The organism is Ilumatobacter sp. (assembly GCF_030065885.1).
GTDB lineage: Bacteria > Actinomycetota > Acidimicrobiia > Acidimicrobiales > Ilumatobacteraceae > Ilumatobacter.
Genome location: NZ_JASJCS010000008.1, coordinates 15,655 through 41,905, shown reverse-complemented (window position 1 = coordinate 41,905; position 26,251 = coordinate 15,655). Strand labels below are relative to the sequence as shown.

The 26,251-nt window shown below is 70.6% G+C and carries 29 protein-coding genes; 16 read left to right on the top strand and 13 right to left on the bottom strand.

Annotated features, from left to right (window positions below):
• Window positions 1-3: 3 nt before the first annotated feature.
• Window positions 4-1,218, top strand: coding sequence for an amidohydrolase family protein (locus QNJ12_RS03285; protein WP_300618727.1), 1,215 nt, complete (start codon window positions 4-6; stop codon window positions 1,216-1,218).
• Window positions 1,219-1,233: 15 nt separating this feature from the next.
• Here QNJ12_RS03285 and QNJ12_RS03280 read toward each other — a convergent pair whose 3' ends face one another.
• The 3 genes from QNJ12_RS03280 to QNJ12_RS03270 all read right to left on the bottom strand — a co-directional run bounded on the left by QNJ12_RS03280 (window position 1,234) and on the right by QNJ12_RS03270 (window position 3,929).
• The gene (locus QNJ12_RS03280) at window positions 1,234-2,292 is read right to left on the bottom strand and encodes a TIGR03617 family F420-dependent LLM class oxidoreductase (protein ID WP_300618724.1); all 1,059 of its coding nucleotides are present in this window, start codon (window positions 2,290-2,292) and stop codon (window positions 1,234-1,236) included.
• A gap of 177 nt (window positions 2,293-2,469) precedes the next feature.
• Window positions 2,470-3,030, bottom strand: a complete 561-nt coding sequence (locus QNJ12_RS03275) for a TetR/AcrR family transcriptional regulator (protein ID WP_300618721.1) — start codon at window positions 3,028-3,030, stop codon at window positions 2,470-2,472.
• Window positions 3,027-3,929, bottom strand: coding sequence for a hydroxymethylglutaryl-CoA lyase (locus QNJ12_RS03270; RefSeq protein WP_300618719.1), 903 nt, complete (start codon window positions 3,927-3,929; stop codon window positions 3,027-3,029). Before QNJ12_RS03270 ends, QNJ12_RS03275 begins: the two co-directional genes overlap by 4 nt.
• Window positions 3,930-4,036: 107 nt before the next feature.
• On the opposite strand from QNJ12_RS03270, the gene QNJ12_RS03265 reads away from it, so the two are divergent.
• Window positions 4,037-4,891 (top strand): hypothetical protein, encoded by an 855-nt coding sequence (locus QNJ12_RS03265; RefSeq protein WP_300618717.1) that lies wholly within the window; start codon window positions 4,037-4,039, stop codon window positions 4,889-4,891.
• Window positions 4,892-4,916: 25 nt separating this feature from the next.
• On the opposite strand, the gene QNJ12_RS03260 is transcribed toward QNJ12_RS03265, so the two are convergent.
• Window positions 4,917-5,573 (bottom strand): CDGSH iron-sulfur domain-containing protein, encoded by a 657-nt coding sequence (locus tag QNJ12_RS03260; protein WP_300618715.1) that lies wholly within the window; start codon window positions 5,571-5,573, stop codon window positions 4,917-4,919.
• 49 nt (window positions 5,574-5,622) lie between these two features.
• Complete coding sequence (locus tag QNJ12_RS03255) at window positions 5,623-5,871, bottom strand: hypothetical protein (protein ID WP_300618713.1); 249 nt, start codon at window positions 5,869-5,871, stop codon at window positions 5,623-5,625.
• Window positions 5,872-6,088: 217 nt separating this feature from the next.
• Between QNJ12_RS03255 and QNJ12_RS03250 the strand changes: the two genes are divergently transcribed.
• The 5 genes from QNJ12_RS03250 (at window position 6,089) to QNJ12_RS03230 (ending at window position 12,802) form a co-directional block, all read left to right on the top strand.
• A complete protein-coding gene (locus QNJ12_RS03250; protein ID WP_300618712.1) occupies window positions 6,089-7,072 on the top strand; it encodes a lysylphosphatidylglycerol synthase transmembrane domain-containing protein in 984 nt (327 codons plus the stop codon).
• Window positions 7,073-7,110: 38 nt separating this feature from the next.
• A complete protein-coding gene (locus QNJ12_RS03245) occupies window positions 7,111-8,706 on the top strand; it encodes a carboxyl transferase domain-containing protein (RefSeq protein WP_300618710.1) in 1,596 nt (531 codons plus the stop codon).
• A gap of 11 nt (window positions 8,707-8,717) precedes the next feature.
• Window positions 8,718-10,706 carry a biotin carboxylase N-terminal domain-containing protein gene (locus tag QNJ12_RS03240; protein ID WP_300618708.1) on the top strand — a complete coding sequence of 663 codons (1,989 nt, stop codon included), beginning with the start codon at window positions 8,718-8,720 and terminating at the stop codon, window positions 10,704-10,706.
• A 70-nt stretch (window positions 10,707-10,776) separates the two neighbouring features.
• Window positions 10,777-11,610: a GGDEF domain-containing protein gene (locus QNJ12_RS03235; protein WP_300618693.1), complete on the top strand. Its 834-nt coding sequence runs from the start codon at window positions 10,777-10,779 to the stop codon at window positions 11,608-11,610.
• Window positions 11,611-11,662: 52 nt separating this feature from the next.
• On the top strand, window positions 11,663-12,802 hold the full coding sequence (locus QNJ12_RS03230; RefSeq protein WP_300618691.1) for an acyl-CoA dehydrogenase family protein: 1,140 nt from the start codon (window positions 11,663-11,665) through the stop codon (window positions 12,800-12,802).
• A gap of 52 nt (window positions 12,803-12,854) precedes the next feature.
• Here QNJ12_RS03230 and QNJ12_RS03225 read toward each other — a convergent pair whose 3' ends face one another.
• Window positions 12,855-13,211, bottom strand: coding sequence for a hypothetical protein (locus QNJ12_RS03225; protein WP_300618689.1), 357 nt, complete (start codon window positions 13,209-13,211; stop codon window positions 12,855-12,857).
• A 301-nt stretch (window positions 13,212-13,512) separates the two neighbouring features.
• Between QNJ12_RS03225 and QNJ12_RS03220 the strand changes: the two genes are divergently transcribed.
• Genes QNJ12_RS03220 through QNJ12_RS03190 form a run of 7 tightly spaced genes read left to right on the top strand, consistent with a single transcriptional unit; the run spans window position 13,513 to window position 19,621 of the window.
• Complete coding sequence (locus tag QNJ12_RS03220) at window positions 13,513-14,049, top strand: RNA polymerase sigma factor (RefSeq protein WP_300618687.1); 537 nt, start codon at window positions 13,513-13,515, stop codon at window positions 14,047-14,049.
• On the top strand, window positions 14,046-14,753 hold the full coding sequence (locus QNJ12_RS03215) for a hypothetical protein (protein WP_300618685.1): 708 nt from the start codon (window positions 14,046-14,048) through the stop codon (window positions 14,751-14,753). The genes QNJ12_RS03220 and QNJ12_RS03215 overlap by 4 nt, the downstream gene beginning before the upstream one ends.
• Window positions 14,753-15,607 (top strand): ABC transporter ATP-binding protein, encoded by an 855-nt coding sequence (locus QNJ12_RS03210; RefSeq protein ID WP_300618683.1) that lies wholly within the window; start codon window positions 14,753-14,755, stop codon window positions 15,605-15,607. The genes QNJ12_RS03215 and QNJ12_RS03210 overlap by 1 nt, the downstream gene beginning before the upstream one ends.
• On the top strand, window positions 15,511-16,845 hold the full coding sequence (locus tag QNJ12_RS03205; RefSeq protein ID WP_367281744.1) for an MFS transporter: 1,335 nt from the start codon (window positions 15,511-15,513) through the stop codon (window positions 16,843-16,845). Before QNJ12_RS03210 ends, QNJ12_RS03205 begins: the two co-directional genes overlap by 97 nt.
• 27 nt (window positions 16,846-16,872) lie before the next feature.
• Entirely contained in the window at window positions 16,873-18,000 is a 1,128-nt protein-coding gene (locus QNJ12_RS03200) for a phosphotransferase (protein WP_300618679.1), read from the top strand.
• A 10-nt stretch (window positions 18,001-18,010) separates the two neighbouring features.
• Complete coding sequence (locus QNJ12_RS03195) at window positions 18,011-19,120, top strand: hypothetical protein (RefSeq protein WP_300618677.1); 1,110 nt, start codon at window positions 18,011-18,013, stop codon at window positions 19,118-19,120.
• Window positions 19,121-19,138: 18 nt separating this feature from the next.
• On the top strand, window positions 19,139-19,621 hold the full coding sequence (locus tag QNJ12_RS03190; RefSeq protein WP_300618675.1) for an adenosine-specific kinase: 483 nt from the start codon (window positions 19,139-19,141) through the stop codon (window positions 19,619-19,621).
• A gap of 175 nt (window positions 19,622-19,796) precedes the next feature.
• Here the strand turns inward: QNJ12_RS03190 and QNJ12_RS03185 are convergent, their stop codons facing one another.
• Both QNJ12_RS03185 and QNJ12_RS03180 read right to left on the bottom strand, forming a co-directional pair.
• Window positions 19,797-20,579, bottom strand: coding sequence for a toll/interleukin-1 receptor domain-containing protein (locus tag QNJ12_RS03185; protein ID WP_300618673.1), 783 nt, complete (start codon window positions 20,577-20,579; stop codon window positions 19,797-19,799).
• Window positions 20,580-20,675: 96 nt separating this feature from the next.
• The gene (locus tag QNJ12_RS03180) at window positions 20,676-20,888 is read right to left on the bottom strand and encodes a hypothetical protein (RefSeq protein WP_300618671.1); all 213 of its coding nucleotides are present in this window, start codon (window positions 20,886-20,888) and stop codon (window positions 20,676-20,678) included.
• Between the two features lie 300 nt (window positions 20,889-21,188).
• Here QNJ12_RS03180 and QNJ12_RS23670 point away from each other — a divergent pair, with 300 nt between their 5' ends.
• Window positions 21,189-22,079: an alpha/beta hydrolase family protein gene (locus tag QNJ12_RS23670; RefSeq protein WP_367281743.1), complete on the top strand. Its 891-nt coding sequence runs from the start codon at window positions 21,189-21,191 to the stop codon at window positions 22,077-22,079.
• 137 nt (window positions 22,080-22,216) lie between these two features.
• Here the strand turns inward: QNJ12_RS23670 and QNJ12_RS03170 are convergent, their stop codons facing one another.
• Window positions 22,217-23,221: a serine hydrolase gene (locus tag QNJ12_RS03170; RefSeq protein WP_300618667.1), complete on the bottom strand. Its 1,005-nt coding sequence runs from the start codon at window positions 23,219-23,221 to the stop codon at window positions 22,217-22,219.
• A 46-nt stretch (window positions 23,222-23,267) separates the two neighbouring features.
• Between QNJ12_RS03170 and QNJ12_RS03165 the strand changes: the two genes are divergently transcribed.
• Complete coding sequence (locus QNJ12_RS03165) at window positions 23,268-23,711, top strand: hypothetical protein (RefSeq protein WP_300618665.1); 444 nt, start codon at window positions 23,268-23,270, stop codon at window positions 23,709-23,711.
• Window positions 23,712-23,732: 21 nt separating this feature from the next.
• On the opposite strand, the gene QNJ12_RS03160 is transcribed toward QNJ12_RS03165, so the two are convergent.
• From QNJ12_RS03160 to QNJ12_RS03145, 4 genes are read right to left on the bottom strand one after another with little or no spacing between them, the layout of a single operon-like run.
• Window positions 23,733-24,170, bottom strand: coding sequence for a nuclear transport factor 2 family protein (locus QNJ12_RS03160; RefSeq protein ID WP_300618663.1), 438 nt, complete (start codon window positions 24,168-24,170; stop codon window positions 23,733-23,735).
• A 31-nt stretch (window positions 24,171-24,201) separates the two neighbouring features.
• Entirely contained in the window at window positions 24,202-25,191 is a 990-nt protein-coding gene (locus tag QNJ12_RS03155; protein WP_300618661.1) for a hypothetical protein, read from the bottom strand.
• A 1-nt stretch (window position 25,192) separates the two neighbouring features.
• Window positions 25,193-25,552 carry a DUF1801 domain-containing protein gene (locus QNJ12_RS03150; protein WP_300618659.1) on the bottom strand — a complete coding sequence of 120 codons (360 nt, stop codon included), beginning with the start codon at window positions 25,550-25,552 and terminating at the stop codon, window positions 25,193-25,195.
• Entirely contained in the window at window positions 25,552-26,244 is a 693-nt protein-coding gene (locus QNJ12_RS03145) for a dienelactone hydrolase family protein (RefSeq protein ID WP_300618657.1), read from the bottom strand. Before QNJ12_RS03145 ends, QNJ12_RS03150 begins: the two co-directional genes overlap by 1 nt.
• Window positions 26,245-26,251: the final 7 nt, after the last annotated feature.

The window sequence follows — 26,251 nt, the reverse complement described above, 5'->3', positions numbered from 1 at the left end:
GGCATGGCCTACAACCCGACCGGTCTGGTGGTGCACGATGCGGACGCGCACATCATGGAACCGCCGAACTGGCTGCGCGAGCACGCCGACCCCGCGATCCGTGAGCAGATCGAGCCGCTCAGCTACCCGGGTGGCAACGAGCTCCGGCAGGCCGAGGACCTCCGCGACCGCCCCGGTGACCTCGACGAGGCGTTCCGGCGCCTGACCGAGCGCCACCGCAGCGCGGACTACACGGCCGTCGAGGCCGACGAGATCATGCTGCGCAAGAACTTCGCCGCCACCGGCTCGTTCCTCGCCGACGACCGGCCGCGGGCACTCGACCTGCTCGGCTTCGCCAGCCAGCTGGTGTTCAACACGTTCCACAACACGCGGCTACGCGACTGGGAGCACTCGGGCGACATCGAGCTGGCGGTCGGCGTGGCCCGTGCGCACAACCGCGGGATGGTGGAGTTCTGCGCGGTCGACGATCGCCTGCTGTCGACTCTGTACGTACCGCTCGCCGACGTCGACCGGGCCGGCGAGCTGGCCCGCGAGGCGATCGGCATGGGCGCCGGCGCGCTGCTGGTCGCATCGGGATGCCCACCGGGGCACTCGCCGAGCCACGTCGGTCTCGACGGGGTGTGGGCCGCGGCCGAGGAGGCGGGCGTGCCGATCGTGTTCCACGTCGGGGGAACGGGCGAGCTGCTCGACGCGGACTACTTCCGCAACGGGCTGCCGGTTCCGCCCGACTTCCACGGCGGCGAGGAGAACTTCCGGTCGGTCGACTACATGGCGATCCCGGGCCCGCCCGCTCAGACGTTGGCGACGATGATCTTCGACGGTGTGCTCGAACGCTTCCCGCGCCTCCGGATCGGGGTGATCGAGCAGGGTGCGATCTGGGTGCCGTCGTGGATGCGGCAGATGGAGTCGGCGTTCGATGCGTTCTCGCGCCACGAAGCGCGACTTCGGGACCTGTCGCTGCGGCCGAGCGAGTACGTTCGCCGCCAGATCCGGTTCACGCCGTACCCAACCGAGGACGTGGGCTGGATCATCGAGCAGGCGGGAGCCGAGACGGTGCTGTTCTCCTCGGACTACCCGCACGTCGAGGGCGGTCGCCGGCCGATCGAGCGCTTCGAGCGGTCGCTGGCCGGTGCCAACGAGGCCGCCCGGCGCGCGTTCTACCACGACAACTTCGTCGACCTGATGGGTGAATCGCGCGTCGCTGCGCTGGCCGGCTGAGCCGTCGGCCCGCGGTCAGCGCGCCTGGATCTCGGCCACCATCCCGGCGAGCAGTGCCGCGTCGTCGGGGGTCTCCACGGGGATCGAGAACTCGACGCGATCGCACAGACCCTCGTAACGACTCGCGACGGCGTCGGCGAGCGAGTCGTACGGTGCCACGACGGCGATCTCGTGGACCATCTCGTCGGTGACGTGGCGTTCCATCTCGTCCCAGCGCTGCTGCCTGGACAACGACGACAGGTGGTCGCCGATGTCGCCCCAGCCGTGCAGGTCGAACACGGCGCGGTAGGTCCGAGTCGACGCATAGAACGAGATCCTGGACCGAACGGTGCTGATCTTGTCGGCGAGGCCCGCCTCGGTCGGAGCGGTGACGATCAGCGGTGACGCGACCATGGCGACCTCGCCGGGGTCGCGCCCGGCGTCGTCTGCGCCGGCGGCGACGGCCGGCACGAGCACCTCGGAGATGTACCGGCGCGTGCAGATCGGGTGGGGTCGCACACCGTCGGCATGGCGCCCGGCGAGCCGCGACATGAACGCGTTCACCGACGCGAGATGGATCGGCGGCCGTCGGTGCTCGATCGGCCCGGGGTCGAAGAGCGGGTTCATCAGGGTCAGGTCGTAGTGCTCGCTGTGGAACTCGAGGGGGGAGCGCTCCTGCCAACAGGTCCAGACCGCCTGCACGGCGCGGACGTAGTCCTCGAGCCACGGCCCGGGGGGATGCCACGGCATGCCGTAGCGCCGTTCGATGTGGCCCTTCACCTGGGTGCCGAGTCCGAGGACGAAGCGGCCGCCGCTCGCACGCTGCAGTGTCCACGCCGTCATCGCGGTGACGGTCGGGCTGCGCGGGAACGCGATGGCCACCGCCGTCGTCAGGTCGATCCGTCCGGTCGTGGTCGCGGCCATCGCCATCGCGACGAACGGGTCCTCCTTCGTCTCGGTCAGCACGAGCCCGTCGAAGCCGAGCTCCTCGACCCGCGCTGCGTCGAGGTGGAAGCGGGCCATGTCGACCGGCCGCTCGGTCTCGCGGATGCCCGGGTCGACCTTGCCGAACGGGAGATGCGTCTCGACCTGCATGGCCGGGACGGTACCGAAGCGGCTCCCGCACGACCGAAGTGTCCCAGGCAGAATCGGCAGGGCGCCGGTCTGTTACGAACGAGCGTGCGGGAGCCGCTCACCACAATAGTAGCCACCGAACGTGCCAAAATGGCAGCGATTGTCTCGCACGGTGGGATCTTGGCGAAGGAGATTCCTTCAGCCTTGATGCAATCTCGACGCTCCCAAGGCCGCCGTCGCCATCGACGACAGCAGGTCGAGCATCTGCTCGCGCGGCAGGCGGGCGCTGAACGGCGTCGAGTTGATCAGTCCGAACGTGGCGTGCACGGCGGCCTCGGCGGCGTCGCGGTCGAGCGAGCGGGCCTCCGCCTGGAGCGCGTCGGCCCAGAGCGCGACGTAGCGCGCCTGGAGGTTGCGGACCTGCGAGCGGTCACCGGCCGTGGCGTGCACCAGATCGCGGAAGTGGACGGTGATCAGCGAGCGATCGTCGACGGCGAACTCGGCATGGAAGCGGACGAGCCGCTCGACGACGTCGGCGCCGCCCGCGTCGGCCACGGCGCGCCCGCCGGCGAGCAGGTACTCGCTGATCCCGATCAGCGTCTCACCGAGCAGCGCCTCCTTGCTGTCGAAGTGGTGGTAGAGGGCCGGCCCGCTGACACCGGCCGCATCGCCGATGTCGTCGACGGTCACGTTCGCGAAACCGTGTTCGGCGAACAGGTCGGCGGCGATCGCGAGCAGCTCGTCGCGGCGCCTGCTCACGCGCCGGCCCCGAACGGCGGCAGGCCACCGGCCGCGTGCACCCGGCTCGGCACGTCGTGGCCGACCAGGTCCGGCAACCCGCGGCTCACCGTGAGGACCGCGTCGAGGTCGACGCCGGTCTCGTGGCCGAGGTCGTGCAGCGTCATCACGAGGTCCTCGGTGGCGAGGTTGCCGCCTGCGCCGGGAGCGAACGGCGAGCCCCCGAGACCGCCGGCCGCGGTGTCGAATCGCCGGACGCCGAGCTCGATCGCAGCGAGCGCGTTGGCGAGCGCTGTCCCCCGCGTGTCGTGGAGGTGCAGGCCCAGGTCGTCCGTGCTCACCTCGGGGACGGCGGCGATCACCTCGGCGATGCGCCGCGGGGTTGCCGTACCGGTGGTGTCGGCGAGCGTCAACCGCGCAGTCGGCATCACGTCGCACGTCCGCTCGGCGATGAGGCATGTGGCCGAGGGATCGGCGACGTCGCCGAACGGCGAGCCGAATGCGCACGAGACGACGACGTCGAGGTGAGCGTCGTCGCCGACCGCATCCGCGATCTCGGCCAGGGACGCGATCGCCTCGGTCGTGGTGCGCCCCACGTTCTTCCGGCTGTACCCCTCGGACGCCGAGATCGTCACCGTGACGTGCGTGACACCTGCTTCGATCGCCAGCTCGGCGCCGCGGGCGTTCGGGACCAGCGCCCACCAGTCGACGTCGCCGTCCCGGGGGAGTGCCTCGAACACGCCCCCACCGCCGGCCATCGACGGCACGGCCCGGGGCGAGACGAACGACGCCGCCTCGACCTCGCGGACTCCGGCGTGTGCGAGCGCGAGCGCGAGGCGCGCCCGCCGTGCGGGATCGACCGGCGCCTCGCTCTGCAGCCCGTCGCGCGGGCAGACGTCGCGGATCGCGATCATCACCATGCCGAGCCACCTTAATGGTGACTCAGGTCCGGTGCAGCTGCGGGCGGGTCAGCTCGCGGTCAGCGGCGTTCAGCGCGGCGTCAGGCCCTCGAGCGCACGATCGCTCCATGACACCGACGACGATGACCCGGGGAACGCGTGCAGCAGCAACGCTCGTGCCGCTCCTCGCGATCGCTGCATGTGGTGGCTCCGAGCAACCGGCGGCTCCGACGGAGTCGACGAACGACGTGGCGACGGTCGAACCGGCCGCGGCAGCGATCGGGGCCGATGCATGCCCGGAGACGGGGGAACTGCTCGAAGACGCCAAGCTCTACATCGAGCACAACGCGACCGACGCCGACACCGGTGTGCATGGAGCGCTCGGTGGCGAGGCCTGGCGCATGCTCTGCGTCTTCTACCCCGACGGCGGCGAGATGTTGGTGGCCGATCCGCTGGGAACGTTCGACGAGTTGGCCGTGTCGGATCTGCTCTTCGAGTCGCGCGAGCCGGAGAACGCCGACGTGCCGATCGACGACGTCCGCTCCTGGTTCCCGGAAGGCGACTACCTGGTGTCGAGCATCGGGTACGACGGTGTCGCCCGGGTGAGCACGGCGTGGTTCACCCACGCCATCCCCGCCGAACCCCAGATCACGTCCCCCAGACTCACCGACGAGGCGGATCTGGCGAGCGAGTCCATCGTGCCGCTCGACGACGTCGTCGTCGCATGGGAGCCGGTGACCGAGACCATCTTCGGCGACCCGGTGACCGTGACCGGCTACGAGGTGATCGTCACGCTCGACGACTACGAGGATCCGCACGGCAACTCGCGCCCGATCTACGACGTGCACGTCGGCGCCGACGCGACCTCGCTGCCGGTCCCACCCGACTTCCTCCGGCGCGGCTCGGTCTACGAGGTCGAGGTGCTCGTCCTCGAGGAGAGCGGCAACCAGACGATCGGTCTCGGGTTCTTCCAGACGGCCTGACGGGTCGTGTCGAAGGCGGCCGCCCTCAGCCGCCGCTGTCGCGGAAGCCGGCCTCCTTGTGGCTCCCGTCGCAGAGCGGCTTGTTCGCCGACTGGCCGCACCGGCAGAGCGTGACGCGATTGCGGGTCTCGAGCTGCGTGCCATCGGCGAGCGTGATGCTGATCCCACCGGTCACCCAGAGCGGGCCGTCGTCGATCACGCCGATGGCTTCGGGCAGGATCGGCTCGCGGCTCTCGCCGTCGATCTCATAGGTCAGCGCGCCCGACGGGCACTTGTCGATCATGCCGATCACCATCGTGCGGGTGTTGACGTCGCCCGTGTCGGCGACGGCCTTCCAGACGTTGGTCACCTGGTTGCCGCAGTAGCCGGCGTGCTCGCAGATCGACCGATCGTCGCGAACGGTGATGCCGGTGCCGCCGAGATCGGTCGAACGGTCGGCGTACGACCCGGTGTCGCCCTCGTCGGCCACGAAGCCCTCGCGAGCGTGCGTCCCGTCGCAGAAGGGCTTGTTGGCCGAGCCGCCGCAACGGCACAGGGCGTACCGATCCTTCGTCTCGACGCGCTGGGTGGTCTCCCAGGCCAGTGGCTCGCCGTGCTCGGTCTCGACCTGCCGGCGGCGTTCCAGCGGAACGTCGCCGTTGACCAGCAGTGGACCGTTTTCTGCAGAGTTGATCGCTCCCATGCGCGAACGGTAGCCACCCGGATCGGGGCCCGCCGATCGGTGCGCGGGATCAGTGCGCGCGGCGGGGCGCCCGGCGGATGTGCGCGATCGCTGCGAACCCGTCGCGAACGGTCTCCCAGACCCGTCCGATGCTGCGCGCACCGGCCTTTCGGGCGGGGAAGCGGCTCGTCACGGCCGACCTCGTCCCTGCCGACCTCGTCCCGGTACGGCCGACGCGGTGGCGGTGGGCCTGACGCCGCATCTCGGCCTGCCGTTCCCCGACGAGCATCCGGATCGTGTGTGGGTCGCTGTCGTACATGTCGTACCTCCCTGCCCCGCACAGAGGACGAGATCGTCCTCCTGATACACGTCTCGCCCTCCGACCGTCGGATGACGATCGCTCAAGGCCGTGCTCGTGTCTGTCGATTCGGAATGTGAGGGATCTCTTCATGACCGCTACCGACCCAACCGCCGCCACGATCGACCCAACCGAAGCTCCCGCCGCAGGCTCGATGCCGCGCCGTCGTCGACGGCTCGTGCGGTATGTCCTCGTCGCGGTCGTGCTCGGCCTGTTCGCCGTCTTCGCCGTGTCCGAGCAGGATGGGTTGCGGTCGGCGATCTCGGGCATCGCCCATGCCGATCCGGGCTTGTTGCTGGTCGGGCTCACGGTCTCGCTGCTCGCCGTCGTCAACCGCGGCATGTTGAACCGAGCCGCTCACCACGCCGTCGGGCTCGACACCGGCGTCGCTTCGATGACGCGGACCGCGGCGGTCGGCTTCAGCGCGCAGAAGGTCGTGAAGTCGGCCGGTGCGGTCGGCCTCGCGATCTTCATCCGGCACGGCAGGCGCCGCGGCCACACGCCCGGTGCCGTTGCAGCGGCGTGCGTCCTCAGCGCGGCGGCGTCGTTCCTCGCGCTCGGCGTGCTGATGCTGGCGACGATCGTCGCGCTGTGGCTGTCGGGCGGGCTCACGACGTGGTGGCTCGTCGCTGCGGCGGGTTTCGCGGTGTACGCAACGCTGGTCGCCGTCGGCGCGGTGGCGATCGTTCGCAGCCGGACATGGGCGCGACGCTTGTGGGGGTGGGGCCATGCCGTCGGCCGTCGGCTTCCGATCGTCCGGCGACGGATGGCCGATCCCGTCCCGTTCCCCGAGGAGCTGTTCGACGCGGTCGCCGAGGCGCGCCGCCGACCCGCTGCCTCGGTGCGACTGATCGCGCACGCCGTCGCCTCGAAGTGCCTGGGCGCGCTCATGTTGGCCGCGGCAGCTGCTGCGGTCGGACTGCCGGTCACGGTCGTCAGCGCGCTGGCCGTGTACGCCACCGCGCTGGCGTCGTCGGTGGTGTCGATCGTGCCGGGCGGTCTCGGCACCGTGGAGGCGTCGACGGCATCGCTGCTGATCGCGTCGGGCGCGAGCGTGGGTGCGGCGGCGGTCGCAGTGGCGCTGTTCCGGCTCCTCGACCTCTGGATGCCGCTGCTCGCCGGGATGGTCATGGGCCGCGGCGAGCTGCGAACGGTTCGCTGACACTCGACAGCGAACTTAGTCTCCGTTAAGGTCGCTGCGTGGTCGAGTGGCCGGTGTTGACGTCGTCGTGTGATCCGGCGAGCGAGGAGTACGCCTCGAACGCGGCGACGTTCGGCGAGATCATCGAGGACCTCCGCCGGGTCACCGCCGAGACGGCGAAGGGCGGGCCCGAGCGCTCGCGCGAGCGCCACGTCGCACGGGGCAAGCTGCTGCCGCGTGAGCGTGTCGACGGCGTGCTCGACCCCGGTGCCCCGCTGCTCGAGCTCTCGGGTCTCGCCGCGCACGGCATGTACGACGGGCAGGTGCCCGCGGCGGGCATCATCACCGGCATCGGGCGCGTGGCGGGCCGCCTCTGCGTGATCGTCGCGAACGACGCCACCGTCAAGGGCGGCACCTACCACCCGATCACGGTCAAGAAGCACCTCCGTGCGCAGGAGATCGCGCTGCAGAACCGGCTGCCGTGCATCTACCTGGTCGACTCGGGTGGGGCCTTCCTGCCCGAACAGGACGAGGTCTTCCCCGACCGCGACCACTTCGGCAGGATCTTCTACAACCAGGCACAGATGTCGTCGAAGGCGATCCCGCAGATCGCCGCCGTGCTCGGGTCGTGCACGGCGGGCGGCGCGTACGTGCCGGCGATGTCCGACGAGGCGGTCATCGTCCGCAACCAGGGCACGATCTTCCTCGGCGGACCGCCGCTGGTGAAGGCGGCGACGGGCGAGGTCGTCTCGGCCGAGGATCTGGGCGGCGGCTACGTCCACAGCCACATCTCCGGCGTCGTCGACCACCTCGCCGAGGACGATCGACACGCGCTGTCGATCGTGCGCGACATCGTCGCCTCGCTGCCGCCACCGCCCGAGCCCGAATGGACCGTCGTCGACCCCGAACCGCCGCGCGTCGATCCCTCCCAGCTGACCGGCGTCGTGTCGACCGATACGCGGCACCCCTACGACGTGCGCGAGGTGATCGCCCGCATCGTCGACGGGTCGCGCTTCCACGAGTTCAAGGCACTGTTCGGGACCACGCTCGTCACCGGCTTCGCCCACATCTGGGGTCACCCGGTCGGCATCGTCGCCAACAACGGGATCCTGTTCGGCGAGTCCGCCCAGAAGGGCGCCCACTTCATCGAGCTGTGCGATCAGCGCAAGATCCCGCTCGTCTTCCTCCAGAACATCAGCGGATTCATGGTCGGCCGCGACTACGAGGCGGGCGGCATCGCCAAGCACGGCGCCAAGATGGTCACTGCGGTCGCCACCTGCCGCGTCCCCAAGCTCAGCGTCGTGATCGGCGGCTCGTTCGGCGCCGGGAACTACTCGATGTGCGGCAGGGCCTACTCACCTCGCTTCCTCTGGATGTGGCCGAACGCGAGGATCTCGGTGATGGGCGGCGAGCAGGCGGCATCGGTGCTCGCGACCGTGAGCGGCGAGTTCGAGTCCGAAGAGGCCGAAGAGGCGTTCAAGGCACCGATTCGCGAGCAGTACGAGACCCAGGGGCACCCGTACTACGCCACGGCACGGCTCTGGGACGACGGCGTGATCGAACCGGGCCAGACCAGGGACGTGCTCGGCCTCGCCCTCGCCGCGGTGAGCGAGGCGCCGCTCGACGACGTCGCCTGGGGCGTCTTCCGGATGTGATGGGGGCGGCGATGTTCGACACCGTGCTCGTGGCGAACCGCGGTGAGATCGCGGTCCGCGTCATGCGCACGCTGCGCGAGCACGGCATCCGCTCGGTCGCCGTGTACTCCGACGCCGATGCCGACGCGCTGCACGTGCGGCTCGCGGACGCCGCGGTCAGGATCGGTCCCGCGGCCGCGGTCGACTCGTACCTGCGCGTCGACCGGATCGTGGACGCAGCGCTCGCGTCGGGCGCGCAGGCGATCCACCCCGGCTACGGCTTCCTGTCCGAGAACCCCGCTCTGCCCCGAGCGTGTGCCGAGGCCGGCGTCGTGTTCATCGGACCGCCGCCCGGCGCGATCGATGCGATGGGCGACAAGATCGCAGCGAAGGCGACCGTTGCGGCCGCCGGCGTCTCGGTCGTTCCCGGCTCGGACGGGACGGGACTGGACGACGAAGCGCTCGTGCACGCCGCTCGCGAGGTCGGGTTCCCCGTGCTCCTCAAGCCGTCGGCGGGGGGCGGTGGCAAGGGCATGCGCCTGGTCGAGGCCGACCTCGAGCTCGCGGACGCGATCGAGTCGGCTCGCCGCGAGGCGGCCAGCGCCTTCGGCGACGACACGCTGCTCGTCGAACGGTTCGTCACGAACCCCCGCCACATCGAGATCCAGGTGCTCGCCGACGGCCACGGCAACGTCGTTCACCTCGGCGAGCGCGAGTGCAGCCTGCAGCGACGCCACCAGAAGATCATCGAGGAGGCACCCTCGCCGCTGCTCACGCCGGTCGTGCGCGCCGAGATGGGCCGCCAGGCGACCGATGCCGCCCGCGCCTGCGGCTACCGGGGCGCCGGGACGGTCGAGTTCATCGTGTCGGCGGACCGGCCCGACGAGTTCTTCTTCATGGAGATGAACACTCGCCTGCAGGTCGAGCACCCGGTGACCGAGCTGGTCTACGGCGTCGACCTCGTCGAGCAGCAGCTCAGGGTGGCCGCCGGGGAGGCGTTGCCGTTCACCCAGGCCGACCTGCAACCGAACGGGCACGCGATCGAAGCCCGGGTCTACGCCGAGGACGCCGAACGCGGCTTCCTCCCGACGGGCGGCACGGTCGTCGGGCTCCGCGAAGCGGTCGGTGCGGGCGTCCGGGTCGACTCGGGCATCGCGCCGGGTTCCTCGATCGGTTCCGACTACGACCCGATGCTGTCGAAGGTGATCGCTTGGGGCAACGATCGGGCCGAGGCGCTGCACCGACTCGATGGTGCGCTGGCCTCGACCGCCGTGCTCGGGGTCACGACCAACATCGGCTTCCTCCGCCGGTTGCTGGCCGACGCCGAGGTCCGCGCCGGCGCGCTCGACACCGGCCTCGTCGAGCGGCGGTTGCCCGAGCTCGGCGGCGACGGCGTGCCCGACGCGGCGCTCGTCGCCGTGATGCTCGCGCCGCTGTCCGAGTCGCTCGCCGACACCGGCGACCCGTGGCGACGGCTGGTCGGGTGGCGCCACGGTGAGGCGGCAGCGACGCGCCGCGAGTTCGACGTGCCCGGGCGCGGGCGCGTCGTCGTGCTCGCGACACCCGACCGTGACGTCGCGGCTGCGCCGTCGTGGCGGGTCGAGCTCGACGGATCCGCCCCGATCGTCTGCAGCGTGCGCGGCCACGGTGTCGACCGGACCATCGTCGTCGAGGGGCGTGCGCAGCCGGCCTACGTGCACGCAGCCGGCCGGACGACCCACGTCGCCGTCGGTGGCGAGAGTTGGGCGATCACCGAGGTCGAGCAGCGCGGCGCCGGCGCCGACCCGTCCGCCGCCCACGCAGACGGGATCGTGCGCAGCCCGATGCCGGGCACGGTGATCGACGTCGCCGTCGAGGTCGGCCAGTCGATCACTGCCGGCGCCGCGGTCGCCGCCGTCGAGGCGATGAAGATGGAGCACACGCTCGCCGCCCCCTTCGACGGCATCGTCGACGTCGTGCACGTCCCCGCCGGCGCCCAGGTCGGCCTCGACCAGCCCATCGTCACCATCCAGCGCCCGTAGGCCCGACACGATCGGCCCGGACGCGATTGGCCCGGTCGCGGCCGCCGCAGCCCATAGGGTCGGGGCGACGATGCTGTACGACGTCCTGCTCGACCTGACCGAACGGTCCGACCGCGTGCCCCCGGCCCAGCGCGGCGCCGTCGTGCTGCTCGCGCTCGTCTCCGTGGTGGCCGTCGACGTCGCGGCGCCGTCCGGGTTGCTGCTGACCCTGCCCTACGCGCTGTGCGTGATGGCTGCTGCCTGGTTCGTGTCCCACGATTGGGGCCTGCTCGCCGCCGCGGTGGCGGCACTCGCCGCCTTCGCCGTCGGGGCGTCCTCTCGCGACGGTGAGACGTGGGCCATCGTGATCGCGAACGCGGCGTTGCTGGCGCTCCTGTTCGTCTCGCTCGCCTTGCTCACCGCCGCCGTCAGGCGTGGGATCGACGAGCTGGTCGACTCGTCTCGGGTCGATGCCATGACCGGGGTGTTGTCGCGGCGCGGCTTCCTCGACGCGCTCACCACCGCCCGCCGTCGAGCGGTGCGGCGCGCGACGCCGATCGGGGTCGTGTATCTCGACCTCGACGGCCTGAAGCAGGTCAACGACGAGCAGGGCCACGCTGCCGGCGACGCGCTCATCCGCCGCTTCACCGACCGCGTGTCGAGGCACCTGCGCGCCAGCGATGCGTTCGGTCGGCTCGGCGGCGACGAGTTCGCGATCGTGGTCGAGCGTGCCGACGCACAGATCATCGAGGCCGTCGTCGGGCGCGTCCTCGACGACCCCGGCCTTCCCGACGTGTCGTGCGGGGTGCGGCTGTTCGACGGCGACTACCCGCCACCGGCGGCGATGCTCGCCGGCGCCGATCGCCGGATGTACGCGAACAAGCAGTTCCGCCGAGGGGGACTCCCGCCGCGGCGCGCCGGGTGAGGGTGCCGGCCGAGGGTCGACAGCGACCTTAGTCTGCGTTAAGGTGGTCGGCATGAGCTGGGAGCTGACCGACGAGCACGAGATGCTCCGCGCCACCGTCCGCGACTTCGCCGAGGGCGAGATCGCGCCACACGCCGCCCAGTGGGACCTCGACCACCACTTCCCGGTCGACGTCGTCAGGCAGATGGGCGAGCTCGGCCTGTTCGGCATCGTCTTCCCCGAGGAGTACGGCGGCGCCGGCGGCGACTTCGCATCTCTGTGCGTCGCCATCGAAGAGCTCGGTCGCGTCGACCAGTCGATGGGCATCACGCTGTCGGCCGGCGTGGGCCTCGGCGCCAACCCGATCTACCAGTTCGGCAACGAGGACCAGAAGGCGCAGTGGCTGCCCGACCTCGTCGCGGGCACGGCGCTCGGCGGGTTCGGCCTGACCGAGCCCGACGGCGGCTCCGACGCCGGCGCCACCAAGACGAAGGCCTTCCTCGACGGCGACAGCTGGGTGATCAACGGGTCCAAGGCGTTCATCACGAACTGCGGTACCGAGATCACGTCGTTGACGACCGTGACGGCGCGCACCGAGGACGGCATCTCGGCGTTCGTCGTGCCGGCCGGCACACCCGGGATGATCATCGAGCCGGCGTACCACAAGCTCGGCTGGCACGCCTCCGACACCCACGGCATCACCCTCGACGATTGCCGCGTGCCCGACGCCAACCTGCTCGGCAAGCCAGGCGACGGCTTCCGCAACTTCCTCACGATCCTCGACGACGGCCGCATCGCCATCTCGGCCCTGGCACTCGGGTGTGCCCGCGCGGCGCTCGAGATGTCGGTCGAGTACGCCAAGGAGCGGCAGGCCTTCGGCGGGCCGATCGGACGCAACCAGGGGCTCGCCTTCCAACTGTCCGACCTGGCGGTGCAGGTCGAGAACGCCCACAACCTGACCTACAAGGCGGCCTGGCTGAAGGATCAGGGTCGCCCGATCGGCCAGGCGGCGGCGATGGCGAAGCTCTACTCGACCGAAGCCGCCATGGACGCCGTGCGGGTCGGCACCCAGGTGCTCGGCGGCATGGGGTTCATGGAGGAGACGCCGATGGCGCGGTTCTACCGCGATGCGAAGATCCTCGAGATCGGCGAGGGCACGAGCGAGATCCAGCGCCTGGTCATCGCCCGCGGCCTCGGGCTCCCGGTCGCCTGACCGGTGAGGCCTGGCGCAGGTCGCGCACGGATGAGCGGGTCGCGGCGAGCTCTCAGCCGGCCACTTGGAACTCGCCGTCGACGAGCGTGCCACGCAGCGACGCCGGGCTGTCGGTCCACCGGACGCCCTCGGCCTCGGTGAAGTCGGCCGTCACGGCGTCGGGGTTGGCGATGACCACGCGCTCGCCGGGGCACTGGGGCGGGAACGACTCGGCCAGCGCGTCGCACATGACCAGGCCGCCGCCGTCGTCGAACAGGAGGCCGACCAACGTGAACTCGCCGCTCGGCGCGTCGTCGATGGCCTCCACCACGGGGACGGAGCCGGCGGGCTCGTCGCCCTCGTCGTCCCCGCCGCACGCCCCGGTCACGAGGAGTGTTCCGGCACAGATGATCGCAGTCATGACGCGCATCGGAGGCTCCTTTCGGCCCAGCGGAATCGGCGCGCTGCGTACATCGTCAAGGATGCGCCGGGGCCGAGCGCGCGCACCAGAGGCAGAGGTCTCTGGAAACGCTCAAGTGTCCCCTGACCAGGCGGAAAACGCTCAAGATCGGAGCCCCTCCCGACGATCTATCTGGTGGCCGACGCAAGGCGGAAGCGTCGTCCCGTTGGCCGGACGCCGCTGCTGCTCTCAGCGCGGCGGCGTCCGGTACAACTTCTCCCGGCGGCCGGCATGAACCGTTCGAGCACTCCGACACGACAGGATGGGTGTGTTGGATGATCCAGGCGAAGACCGCGCCCTGGTGGCACGTGTTGCCAGCGGTGACCGCGTCGCGCTGGAGCTCCTCTATCGCCGCCACGCCGAGTGGCTGACCGCCCGACTGCAGTCGCGCTGCGGCGACCCCGACCTCACCGACATCGCCGTCCAGGACACGTTCCTCGCGGTGTGGAAGTCGGCCAAGAAGTACCGCAGCGAGGGCGATGTCGGCGCGTGGCTGTGGGGGATCGCAATCCGCCGCTTGATCGACCAGCTGCGCAAGAGGAAGGCAGCGCCGGTGGATCCGGCGACGATCGTCGCCGACCTGACCGACCACCATTCGATCGACGAGGCAGTGCTCGGCAGCGGCGCGTACGGGAGCGTCGGGCCCGCCGTGCAGGCGCTGCCCGACGACCTGCGCGCCGTCCTCGTCGCCACCGCCATCGACGGTCTCAGCACCAAAGAGGCCGCCCACCTGCTCGGGGTGCCGCAGGGCACCGTGAAGACCCGACTCATGCGAGCCCGCCACACGCTCCAGGAGGCACTGTCATGACCCTTCCCGTCGTCGACCAGGCCCGCATCGACCGCAACTGGCGGGCGATCACCGCCGAGCTCGATGCGCCCCGACCGTCGTTCGTCGAGCGCGTGCTGCGCCGTGTCGGCATGTCGTCCAACGTGACCCGCCTCATCGTCGCCTCGCCGGCGCTGCGCCGGGCATGGTTCGCGTCGCTCGGCGTCGCCGTGCTCGTCGGGCTGGGCAACGCCGACGGCAGCGATCCCGACAGCCTGTTCGCCCTGCTCGTGCTGGCGCCGCTCGTGCCGGTGCTGGGCGTCGCGCTCTCGTACGGCACGGCCGCCGATCCGTCCTACGAGGCACACCTCGCCGCCCCGATGCGGGGCATCCGGCTGCTCGCGCTGCGGGCTGCCACCGTCCTGGTCGTCTCGATCGTGCTGATCGGCGCGCTCTCGTTGCTGAGCGCCAACGTCGGCTGGACGGCTGCGGCGTGGATGCTGCCCGGCGTCGCGCTGACGACGTCGAGCGTGGCGGCGATGACCGTGCTCTCGCCGCGCCGGGCGACCGCGCTCGTCGGGACGCTCTGGCTGGTCGGGGTGCTCATCGCCCAGGCCGCGGCCAACGACCAGTTGGCGGCGTTCGGGGCCATCGGCCAGGTCGTCGCGCTGTCGATCGCGGTCGCCGCGGCCGGCGTCGTGGTGCTGCGACGCGACCACTTCGATCACCTGGAGCTGACCGCGTGATGCCGGCCCACGTCCATCTCGACGCGATCACGCGCACGTTCGGGAAGCGGACGGTGCTGGCCGGCCTCGACCTGATGGCGCAGGGCGGCCAGCTGGCAGTCCTCGGGCCGAACGGTGCGGGCAAGACGACGCTGCTGCGCTGTCTCGCGACCGTGCTCGGTGTCAACCATGGGAGCGTTCGCGTCGACGGTCTCGACCCCGGCCACGAGCGTGAGCATCGCGAGATCCGGCGACGACTCGGCTACCTTCCGCAGGATGTCGGGTTCGCCCGCGGCACGCGGGTGTTCGACGCGCTCGACCACCTCGCCGTGCTCAAGGAGCACCGGGAGGAACGGACCAGGCGCCGGATGGTCTTCGACGTGCTCGATCGCGTCGGTCTGCGTGACCGTGCCGGGGACAAGACCGAGGAGCTCTCCGGCGGCATGCAGCGCCGGCTGGGCCTGGCCGGTGCGCTGCTCGGAGCGCCCACGCTGCTGGTGCTCGACGAGCCGGCCGCCGGCCTCGACCCCGACGAGCGGCTCCGCCTGCGCGAGATCCTCGGCGAGCGCCGCCACGACATGACCATCGTGATCTCGACCCATCTGACCGACGAGGCGGCGATGTGCGACCGCGTCGTCGTGCTCGACGAGGGAGCGATCCGCTTCGACGGCACGCCGGCCCAGCTCGCGGCGCGTGCGGACGGGTGCACCTGGGTGCAGGACGGCTTCCCGCCGCCCGACATCCGGGCGTCCTGGAAGCAGGCCGACGGCCGTCTGCGTTGTCTCGGGAGCCCTCCGCCGGGCGTCGAGCTCGTGCCGCCGCGCCTCGAGGACGGCTACCTCCTCGTGCGTTCGACGTCACCGATGGCTGTCTGACGCCTCCGGATCTCGCAGACGGCAGCGCTACCGTTGCGCGCTTGACGAGCCGCTCCCGTCCCCGGCCCGCCTGGCTCGTGCTCGGCCTCGCGATCCTGGCGGCGGCGCTCACCGGGCCCGGGCAGACGATCGGGGTGTCGGTGTTCATCGACCACTTCGTCGACGATCTCGGGCTCAGCCGGTCCGAGGTGAGTGGGGCCTACATGGTCGGCACGCTCGTCGGCGCTTCGCTCCTCCCGTTCGTCGGTCGGTTCATCGACCGTCGCGGCGTGCGTGTCGCACAGGTCGCGATCGGGCTGGCGTTCGGCGTGGCGTTGGTGAACATGTCGCTCGTCAACGGCCTGGTCTGGCTGGCGGTCGGCTTCGCCGGCATCCGCTTCCTCGGGCAGGGGTCGCTCTCGCTGGCCGCCACCGTCACGGTGCAGATCCGGTTCGAGCGCCGGCGCGGCACGGCCGTCGGGCTCTTCACGACGGTGTCGGGTGGCCTGATGGCCCTGGTGCCGGTCGTGCTGGCGGTCGTGATCGCTGCGGTCGGCTGGCGGCAGGCCTGGCTGCTCGCTGCGCTCGTCGTCGTGGCGGTCGTCGTGCCGATGGCGCTGTTCGGTCTGCGCGATCTCCCGACGGGGCGCCGCGGGTCGGCCGAGCCGGCCGGATCGGGGCACGATCGGGGCGCGGCGATGCGCACCGCGTCGTTCTGGATGCTGGCCGCCGTCACGGGGGCAGCGGGGATGATGTCGACGGCGATGAACTTCCACCAGATCGACCTGCTCGGTGACGCCGGTCTCTCCGAGACGGCGGCCGCGGCGCTGTTCGTCCCGCAGGTGCTCGGGTCGACCATCGCCGGCCTGGCGATCGGGTACGTGGCCGATCGCATCGGCACGCGGTACCTGCCGGCGGTGTCGATGGTCCTGCTGCTCGGTGCGCAACTCCTCGGCGCGGTGGCGGCGCCGGGCGTGGTCGCGCTGGCGTACGCCGTCGTGCTCGGCGCTGCGGGCGGCGCGGTGCGAACGGCGGCGATCACGCTCCAGCCGACGTGGTTCGGCACCGGGCACCTCGGCTCGATCCAGGGTGCGCTGACGCTGTTCGGTGTGGGCGCGTCGGCGATCGGCCCCGTCGTGCTGACGCTGGTCGAGGAGTCGCTCGGGTCCTACCCGCCGGCGCTGGTCGTGCTCGGCGCCGTGCCGGTGGCGGCGCTGCTGTTCGCGCTCGGTCCGAACCGCGGCCCGGCGGCGATCTGATCGCCGCGGTGTGCCAGGCTCGCTGCCGTGGGTGGTCCGTCCGAGCCGATCCGTGCCGCGACCGACATCGATGCGGCCTGGTTGACCGAAGCGCTCCATGCGGCCGGTGTGGGACTCGGGGCCGAGATCGTGGCGGTCGGCTCACGGTCGATCGGGACGGGCCAGGTCGGCGAGAACGTGCGCTTCGACCTGGCCTGGTCCGACGGTGATGCCGGCGACGACGCCGACCGTCCCGCCAGCGTCGTCGGCAAGTTCCCGTCGCCGAGCGAGGTCAGCCGGTCGACGGCGGTCGACATCGGCACGTACCAGCGCGAGGTCGGCTTCTATCGCGATCTCCAGCAGGACGTCACGATCCGCACCCCGCAGGCCCTGCACGTCGGCTGGGAGCCGGCGACGCACGACTTCGTGTTGCTGATGGAGGACGTCGCGCCCGCAGAGCCGGGTGACCAGCTCGGTGGCTGTTCGGTCGACGAGGCCGTGCTGGCCGTCGACGAGGCGGTGGGGCTCCATGCCCCGACGTGGGGGCGGGTCGAGGAGTACCGGCGCCTCGGCTGGCTCGGCTTCCCCGGCGCGGACCGGACGGCGTTCCTCACGGCGATGTTGCAGGGGACGTATCCCGGATTCGCCGAGCGGTTCTCGGGCCGGTTGACATCCGACGACGTCGATCTCGGTGCGGCGCTGATCGAGCGGTACGGCCGGCTGACCGACCGCATCGTCGAGTGGGCTGCGTCGCACGCCGCCTGGTGCGTCACCCACGGTGACTACCGCCTCGACAACATGCTGTTCGGTGGGGGCGATGGTGGGCACGGTGGCGACTCGCGGGTCACGATCGTCGACTGGCAGACCGTGACGGTCGGCACCGGCCCGGCCGACGTCGCCTACTTCTGCGGGGCGGGCCTGCTTCCCGACCAGCGGGCGGCCGCTGAGCGCGACCTGGTCGGGCGGTACGCCGCCGGGCTGCGCAGCGCCGGTGTGAGCATCGCCGACGACGACGTGTGGGAGGGCTACGTGCTGGGGTCGGCGAGCGGCTACCTGATGGCGGTGCTGGCCTCGCAGGTCGTCGAGCAGACCGAGCGTGGGGACGAGATGTTCGCCGTGATGGCCGAGCGCCACGCTGCCCAGATGTGCGATCTCGACCTGATCGACCAGCTGTGAGGAGCCACCCGTGATCCACCCGCTCGACGACTACCCGCTCCACCAGACGTCGCAACCCATGAGCCACGTCGCCACCGACTCGCCGAACGCGTACGACCGGTTCTTCTTCAACGGCTACGACCGCGACGGGGCGGTGTTCTTCGCAGTCGCCTGCGGCGTGTATCCCAACCGCGGCGTGATGGATGCGGCGTTCAGCGTCGTACGCCACGGCGTCCAGTACAACGTGCGGGCGTCGCGGGCGTGCCCCGGCGATCGCACGGCGACGACCGTCGGGCCCGTGCAGGTCGAGATCGTCGAGCCGATGCGCCGGCACCGGATCGTCGTCGACGACCGGCACGGCGTCGCCGCCGACCTGACGATGACCGCGCACTCGCCGGTCATCGAGGAGCCCCGGTTCGTCCATCAGAGCGGGCACCGGACGGTGTTCGACTACACGCGGCTGACCCAGTTCGGGCGGTGGCAGGGCTGGATCGACGTCGACGGCGACCGCGTCGACATCGACGCGCTGGCGCCGGTGGTCGGCACCCGCGACCGGTCGTGGGGTGTCCGGCCGGTGGGCGAGCGCCCGCCCGGCCCGCCGTCGGTGCCGCAGTTCTTCTGGCTGTGGGCGCCGACGGTCTTCGCGGACGCCTGCACTTACGTCGCGGTCAACCACGAGTCGGACGGCCGGGCCTGGCACCAGAGCGGCGCGGTCGTGCCGGTGCTGGGTGAGGATGACCATCCGATCGATCCAGGTCGGGTCCAGCGCGGCGAGTCGGCGACGTTCGATCTGCACTGGCAGCCCGGCACCCGCTGGGCCGAGCGGCTGACGACGCGGCTCGGCGTGTGGGGCGGCGATGCGGTCGAGATCGCCTACGAGCCGTTCCTCCGGTTCCAGATGTCGGGCATCGGCTACCAGCACCCGGTGTGGCGCCACGGCAGTTGGATCGGGCCCGACGAGTCGACGCGCGACGAGATCGCCCTCGACGACGTGAATCCGGCGGACCCGACGATGATCCACATCCAGGCCCTGTCGCGGGCGCGGTGGGGCGACCGCACCGGTGTCGGCGTCGTCGAGCAGCTCGTCATCGGGCCGCACGAGCCGACCGGGTTGACGGGCCTGCTCGACGGCGCGCCCTGACGCGTTCAGGATGGGGGCATGGAACTCGAAGCCGTCCCCATCGACATTCCGACCGACGCGAACGTGATCGTCGGGCAGGCCCACTTCATCAAGACGATCGTCGACCTCCACGAGCGGCTCGCCGGGTCGTCGCCGAGCCTCCGCTTCGGCGCGGCGTTCAGTGAGGCCTCGGGGCCGCGGCTGGTCCGCCGCTCGGGCAACGACGACGAGCTGGTCGACGCCGCAGTCGCCGCCGTCCTGGCGATCGCGTCGGGTCACTGCTTCGTCGTGTTCCTGCGCGACGGCTACCCGGTCAACGTGATGAACGACGTGCGCACGATCCCCGAGGTCTGCCGCATCATCTGTGCGACCGCCAACCCGCTCGAAGTGCTGGTGGCGGTGACCGACGCGGGCCGCGGCATCGTCGGCGTGGTCGACGGCGAACCCCCGCTCGGCGTCGAGACCGACGACGACGTCTCCGCCCGCCTCGAGCTGCTCAGGACGATCGGGTATCGCGTATAGCGCGTCTCACGGCTGGGGAGGATTGCCGACAGTTGTCGACCTCGATGGTCACGACCGACACCAACCAGCGCGAGTTGACGACCAGAGTTGTCAACTCAGAGACAGTTGGCCCCATGGCCCGCCGGTCACTCATCGAGCCTCCGGATCGTTCCGTCGGGATCGACGCTTCCCAGGGTCAACCAACGATTCGTTCGAGCTTGGCTCTCCTGTTGTCGAACTCGCACCTCGCCGAGTTGTCGTCGATCCACTCGATGATCCTCACCTCGATGGCCTCGGTCCCGTCGCTGATACCTCCCGAGAGCTGGAGGAGCAAGAGTTGGCTGGCGATGTCGTAGCTCCAGCGACCGGCGAGTTTCGCCCGTGAGACCAGCCAGGAGCCCTTGCCGGTGGCCGTCCCGTTCGGCCGGAGATCGAGGTCGTACCGCGCCTTGGTGCCGAGGAACCGAACCGTCACTCGCCAGGTGCCGGACGTGACTCTCCGCGCCCCTGAGGACCTCGTCGCACCTCGGTCGATCTGCGTTGCGTCGATGCCGGCGGGAAGCCTGCCCGTCAGGCGTCCGATCTCCGCGAGCAATCCGCCAGACGCCCCATCACGCTCGATCGGCTCACCGGAAACGATCGTCGCCGTGTTCAGCTGGCGGAATCGGATTGGTGGGCTCACGTCCGACGCGAGTCGGACTGGCACGAGCTTGCCTTGGTCGTCAGCCGCAGCGGCTTCGGCCCTGACCCACTTCGACGCCACGGAGGCATTCGACCACACGACGACGACGCACTTCGCGTTGTCGAGCTCGCGCTCGATGTCGATCTCGAACTCGGATCCGATGGCGATCCGGTCATCCATCCACACCGTCCAGCCATGCTGCCTCAGATCGGAGGCGAGCAGCGTCACCGCTTCGACGTCAGCGCGGGCGTAACTGACGAAGACGTCGCTGCCGCGAGCCTGCGCCGAGCTTCCCATGACGTGAGTATCTCATCGCCCGCTCTCGACCGATGGACGGGCTGGCGCAGCTGCGACGGCGTCGCGTTCCGGTGCAAGGCCGACGCGCGGCACGAGTCAGCCCACGGCGTTGAAGATCAAACGGATGATGACGGCCAGTGCGACGAGCGTCACCAGCCAGACGGCGGCGAAGAGCAGCATCGCATTGCCGGTTCCCGGCCGCTCGGGGACGTGCCACCAGTACAGGATGCGGCGCGGCGACTCGTCCACCGGACCCTCTCGCTCGGGGTGCACGGCGTCATCGCTCTCTTCGTTGGTGCTACCGCTCATCTCGTTCACTCGCTGCCGGTGGCTTCAGAGTATCCCCTGCGGTGCCCATGAGCCGTTCGAGCCCGCTGGCACCCGATCGCCTCGCCAGGTCACCAACTGGTCGAGAGCCTCTCGTGGTCGGCCGGGCGCCCCGGACGTGTTCGAGAGCACGGCGTGGGTCGTGTCGTTTGTGAGGTCGTTGACCGTCCGGAACGGGACGTCGACGTCGTAGCCCTCGAGCGACACGGCCCGACCCGTCGCGTGCGACGGTGATGGGGGATCGCCGGCTGCGGGGCGGATTGTCCGTGTCGCTCGGGCACGGTGCGAGGCGCCAGGATCGTGTGCAGCTTGGCCCTCGAGCTCGGAGCACCTGCCGTGGCGACGCCTGAACAGATCGACATTCAGTTTGCCTGGGGCGGACTCGCTCTGGCCGGATCACTTCACCTCCCCTCGGGAGCCGGGCCGCATCCTGCGGTGGTGATGGCCCAGGGCTCCGGCCCGGCCGATCGGGACTCGGGCGGCTACTTCGAACCGATCCGCCGGACGTTCCTCGATCGCGGCATCGCGACGTTCGCGTTCGACAAGCCGGGGTGTGGCGCGTCGACCGGCGACTGGCGTCACTACGGCCTCGCCGGACGAGCGGACCAGACCGTCGCAGCCCTCGATCTGACTCGGAACCATGCGGCCGTCGATCCCGAACGAGTTGGGATCTGGGGCCACAGCCAAGGTGGATGGCTGGTGCAGATGCTCGCCGGCAGACCGATCGAGCTCGCATTCGCGATCGCCAGTTCGGCTCCCACGATCGGCGTGCAGGACCAGATCCTCTACGACGTCGAACACACGTTGCGCGACCACGACCACGGCGACCGAGATGTCGGAGACGCCCTCGCGCTCGCCCCGGGGACTCCACCGAGCGGCCGCCGACGGGGACGACTTCGAGTCGATCTCAGAGCGGTGGCTCGCACCGGCACGCCATCGATCGTGGTACGGGAGCTTCCAAGCCGTCGAGGACGCCGACGACTGGCGGCACCTGACGCTGCTCGTCAGCGAGCCCTTCGATCCCGTCTCATCGCTGAGCCGCATCGAGTGCCCGTTCCTCGCCACCTACGGCGGCCGCGACCCCTTGCTGCCGCCGTGGCGAGGCGCCGAGCAATCCGGCGTCGCGCTCGTCGACGCCGGCAACGTCGATGCGACCATCATCGTCTTCCCTGATGGAGACCATCGGATGCGAGCATCAGGAGCCGACGAGTTCGTTCCCGGCTATCTGAACCTGGTGGGCGATTGGACCGCACGAAGAGCTCACCGTCCGCCTCCAACCGAGCACGCATAGCCGGACCTGTCGCTCATCGTCACGACAGCAGGGCGCGGTCGAGTGCCTTGGTGATCGGCCAGGCGCCTTCGGAGGTGTTCGAGAGCACGGTGTGGGTGGTGTCGGTTGTCGGCTCGTGCACGGTGCGGAACGACACGCCCGCGTCGTAGCCCTCGAGCGACACGGCCGGCCCCGTGGCGTGCAACCAGAACCCCATGCCGTAGCGCATCGACTCCTGCGGCACGTCGCTGCGCGGACGCGTCATCTCGGCGACGGCACCGGGCGACACGATCCGACCTGCGTGCAGCGCCGACCAGAAGCGGTCGATGTCGGCGGCGGTCGAGAACATGCCGCCGTCGCCGCTCCCGAGCACCGGCAGGTGCAGCGTGTTGGCGCGCAGCCCGTCGTCGACGTAGCCGATCGCCGTGTTGCCCGGCAGCTGGTCGTAGCGGAGATACGACGTCGAGGCCAGCCCGGCCGGCGCGCAGACGCGCTCGACGACGAGATCCTCGAATCGTTGCCCCGCCACCCGCTGCGCGATGACTGCGAGCACCACGTACCCGCCGTTGTTGTAGGCGAACCGGCTGCCCGGTTCGAACACCTGCGGGTAGCCGTCGAGGATCGGGAGGTAGTCCTCGGTGCCGGCGAGCCGGTGCACCGGCACCGGCATCGCGTAGTCGGCGATGTCGTCGTGCGCCTCCTCGTCGAAGTAGTCGCCGATGCCCGATCGGTGGGCGAGCAGGTGCTCGACGGTGACACGCCCGTCGATCAGCGGCAGGTCGTCGTCGAGCACCTCACGCGCCGTCGTCGCCAGCGTCAGCCCACCGTCCTCGACCAGCGACATGACCGTCAGCGCCGTGAAGCCCTTGGCGCCGCTGGCGATGCCGAACCGGTTCGCGACCTCGTTGGGGATCTCGTGCGCGCGGTCGGCGAGCCCGAACGCCTCGCGCACGAGCACCTCGTCGCCGCGACGAGCGTGCACCACCCCCGAGAAGCCCTCCCGACGGGCCAGCGCCACGATCTCGTCCACGACGATCTTGTCCACGGGCCGGACGGTAGCGAGCGGCGGGTCAGCCTCTAGCGTCGGTTCGGTGCAGCGCTCGTTCTTCGACCAGGTGCTCGACGTGTTCGAGGGTCTAGCCGGCGACGTCGACGGCGAGCTGCACTCGTTCGCCCACAAGCGCGGCCTCAAGGTCTGGTACGACGGCGCCAACCGCGAGCACTACGAGGCGCAGCTGATCCGCGTCGACGGCGAGGTGATGCTCGAGATCGGCTTCCACAGCGAGTACCCGAAGCCGGGGCCGAACGACGAGGTGCTCCAGCGGCTGCTCGGCAGCGAGCGGCGCTGGCGGAAGGCGCTCGGCGACGAGGCCGAAGCCGGGGAGTTCATCGGCTCCGACGTCTGGCGGCGGATCTCCGAGGTCTGGGAGGCACCCGACGGCGACGACCCGGATGACCCCGACGAGGCGATCGAGGTCGCCCACCGCTTGGCCGAGTACGTCACCGCGCTCGAGCCGATCCGCCGGGCCGGCTGATCCGGCCCGCAGGCTGGCCGCCTACGTCGCGAGGTGTTCGAGCATCGCCTTCATCTGGGCGTGGACGGCGTTGATCGCCTGCAGCGGGCGGATCATCACCTTGAACTCGACGATCATCCCGTCGTCGTCGCAGGTGATGATGTCGACGCCATTGGCGTACTTGCCCTCGATCTCGGTCTCGAACTCGAGCATCGCGTGATGGCCCTGGAGGATCTCGGTCGTGTAGCGGAACTTCCCGCTCGCGCCCATCGTGGCCTGCTCGGTGTGCGGGTCGACGTCGGCCAGTGTGCTGCCCGCGGCCTTGAGGTAGAGCTTCGTGATCTCACGACCCTCCTGGGGCGTGAACACGATGGGGGAGAGGAACACGCAGTCCTCGCGCAGCAGTGCGTCGAGCCCGCCCTCGAGCTCGCCGCGGATGTGCTGGTGCCAGCGGTCGATGCAGCCGTGAATCGGGTCCATGCCGTCCAGTCTCCCAGAAGTGGGCCACAGCTCAGCGTTCGTAGTGCTCGGCCTCGCGCACGCCGGCCCGCATGTCGTCGATCGCTTCGTTGACGTCCTCGATCGCCCTCGTCAGCGCATCGATCGCCTGGTCGCGCGTGACACCGTGGCCGAGCGTCGCCCGCAGCTGCGCGAGGCGCCCCTCGGCGCGCCAGGCGACGTGCCGGCTCCACTCGCCGTAGAGCGTCGTCGGATCGTCGATGCCGATCAGGTCGCGGGACCGCGACTGGTCCAGACGCGACCGGTCGCACGCCACGTATGCGTTGACCATCGTGATCCGTTCGGCCGGGCCGGTGAGGGCTGCGGCGCGGTGGACGACCATGTCGCCGTGGAGGGCGATCGCATGGCCCGGCCCGGGGAAGTGGGGGGCGACGACCCGATCGGCCGGCGGGCGTTCACCACGGGCTGCCAGCGCCGCCACCTCGTGCTTGGTGCCGGCGAAGTACTCGAATCGCCCGCCCGGCAACGCCGCCGGGTCGGAGACCATCATCACGTAGTCGAGCGGGATCGTGTCGTGGTGCCACTTGTCGACCGCCTCGTCGACGTTGCTCGGCTCGTAGTTGAGATGACCCAGGTGGACCGGCATCGTGTGCGGCGCCACCTCGACCCCGTAGATCTCGGCCATCGCCTCGGTGACCGCTGGTTCGATGCACAGGTCGCGGAGGAACCGCGAGCGGTAGCAGCCGCCTCGCACCGTGTTCTCGATTCGGTTGCCGGCGCGGCGGGTGAAGGCTCGCAGGCGGCGGCACGTCTCGAGCATGACCGCGGCCCCCTCGTCGCTGAGGACCCGGAAGGGCTCGGATACCGCAACCGGTGTGGCGACGCCGGCGATCTCGGCGTCGTCGTAGCCGAGGTCGGCGAGCGACCTCGTCCCGGCGGGCGGTTCGATCTGCAGGTGGCGTGCGGGTTCGAACACCGGCTCGTCGTCCAGCCACTCGTAGCCGTCGGGCTGCGTCGCTGGGAAGGGGACGGCGGTCGCCACGTCAGGCCCGCTGTTCGCACCAGGCGCGGATCACGGCCTGCAGCTCGTCACCGCCTGCAGCCACCTCGTCGAGGTCGTGGAAGCGCATGATTCGGACCTGCTTGCCGCCGCCCTCGAGCCGGGGGAAGTCGCCGTCGATGGTGGCGCCGGTGTGGAACAGGAGGCTGACGAACCGCTTGGCCGGGTTGAAGCTGGCGATGTTGCCCTCGAACGAGAACGTCGGCGTCTGCCACTTGATCGACTCCTCGACCCGGTCGTCGGCGTCGAGGATGAGGTCGCGGACCCGCTGCATGATCGGTTCGAGTGGATGCTGCTTGGCCGCGAACCACTCGTCGACGACCGGCTCGCGACGTCCCGGCATCAGCCGAGATGCTCGTGCAGGAACGCCGTCGCCTGCGGCCAGATCTCGGCCGCCTTCGCCTCGTCGAGGGTGCCGAGGGCGTTGTGCGGCGCCATGAAGGCATGGCCGGTGCCGGCGTGGACCGTGAGCGTCACGTCCTTGCCCATGTCGCGGAGCTGCGCCTCGAGCGCCCGCGCCGCGTCGGGTGGGAAGAAGTCGTCGTTCTCGGCCATGTGGCCCTGGATCGCAGCGCTGATCTGGCCGTAGTCGGGCTGATCGTCGCCCTGCGGGAAGCCGTAGAAGGGCACCGCCGCCTTGATCTTGTCGGGCCGCATCGACGCCAGCACGAACGTCAGCAGGCCGCCCATGCAGAAGCCCATCACGCCGATGCCGGCGCCGGTCGTCGACTCGTGGTCGGCCAGGAAGTCGACCGCCCCGCTCATGTCGCGTCCGGCGCGGTCGGGCGGCAACGCGGTCATCAGCTCGCCGGCCCTGTCCATCTCGGTGTGCTCGGCGAGCTCGCCGTGGTACAGATCGGGGGCCAAGGCGACGAACCCGGCCGCGGCGAGCCGATCGGCCATCTCCTTGATCCCCGAGTCGAGACCCCACCACTCCTGCACGACGATCACGCCGGGACCGCTGCCACCCTCGGGTGTCGCCAGGTAGCCCCCTGCCGTGCTGCCGTTGCTCGCGAATTCGACCATGCTTCCCATGGCGTTC

Coding starts and splice junctions, on each gene's coding strand:
- QNJ12_RS03285 (WP_300618727.1), top strand. CDS start 4: ATGGCCTACAACCCGACCGGTCTGGTGGTGCACGATGCGGACGCGCAC.
- QNJ12_RS03280 (WP_300618724.1), bottom strand. CDS start 2,292: ATGCAGGTCGAGACGCATCTCCCGTTCGGCAAGGTCGACCCGGGCATC.
- QNJ12_RS03270 (WP_300618719.1), bottom strand. CDS start 3,929: ATGGTGATGATCGCGATCCGCGACGTCTGCCCGCGCGACGGGCTGCAG.
- QNJ12_RS03265 (WP_300618717.1), top strand. CDS start 4,037: ATGACACCGACGACGATGACCCGGGGAACGCGTGCAGCAGCAACGCTC.
- QNJ12_RS03260 (WP_300618715.1), bottom strand. CDS start 5,573: ATGGGAGCGATCAACTCTGCAGAAAACGGTCCACTGCTGGTCAACGGC.
- QNJ12_RS03255 (WP_300618713.1), bottom strand. CDS start 5,871: ATGTACGACAGCGACCCACACACGATCCGGATGCTCGTCGGGGAACGG.
- QNJ12_RS03240 (WP_300618708.1), top strand. CDS start 8,718: ATGTTCGACACCGTGCTCGTGGCGAACCGCGGTGAGATCGCGGTCCGC.
- QNJ12_RS03235 (WP_300618693.1), top strand. CDS start 10,777: ATGCTGTACGACGTCCTGCTCGACCTGACCGAACGGTCCGACCGCGTG.
- QNJ12_RS03230 (WP_300618691.1), top strand. CDS start 11,663: ATGAGCTGGGAGCTGACCGACGAGCACGAGATGCTCCGCGCCACCGTC.
- QNJ12_RS03225 (WP_300618689.1), bottom strand. CDS start 13,211: ATGCGCGTCATGACTGCGATCATCTGTGCCGGAACACTCCTCGTGACC.
- QNJ12_RS03215 (WP_300618685.1), top strand. CDS start 14,046: ATGACCCTTCCCGTCGTCGACCAGGCCCGCATCGACCGCAACTGGCGG.
- QNJ12_RS03210 (WP_300618683.1), top strand. CDS start 14,753: ATGCCGGCCCACGTCCATCTCGACGCGATCACGCGCACGTTCGGGAAG.
- QNJ12_RS03190 (WP_300618675.1), top strand. CDS start 19,139: ATGGAACTCGAAGCCGTCCCCATCGACATTCCGACCGACGCGAACGTG.
- QNJ12_RS03185 (WP_300618673.1), bottom strand. CDS start 20,579: ATGGGAAGCTCGGCGCAGGCTCGCGGCAGCGACGTCTTCGTCAGTTAC.
- QNJ12_RS03180 (WP_300618671.1), bottom strand. CDS start 20,888: ATGAGCGGTAGCACCAACGAAGAGAGCGATGACGCCGTGCACCCCGAG.
- QNJ12_RS03160 (WP_300618663.1), bottom strand. CDS start 24,170: ATGGACCCGATTCACGGCTGCATCGACCGCTGGCACCAGCACATCCGC.
- QNJ12_RS03150 (WP_300618659.1), bottom strand. CDS start 25,552: ATGCCGGGACGTCGCGAGCCGGTCGTCGACGAGTGGTTCGCGGCCAAG.
- QNJ12_RS03145 (WP_300618657.1), bottom strand. CDS start 26,244: ATGGGAAGCATGGTCGAATTCGCGAGCAACGGCAGCACGGCAGGGGGC.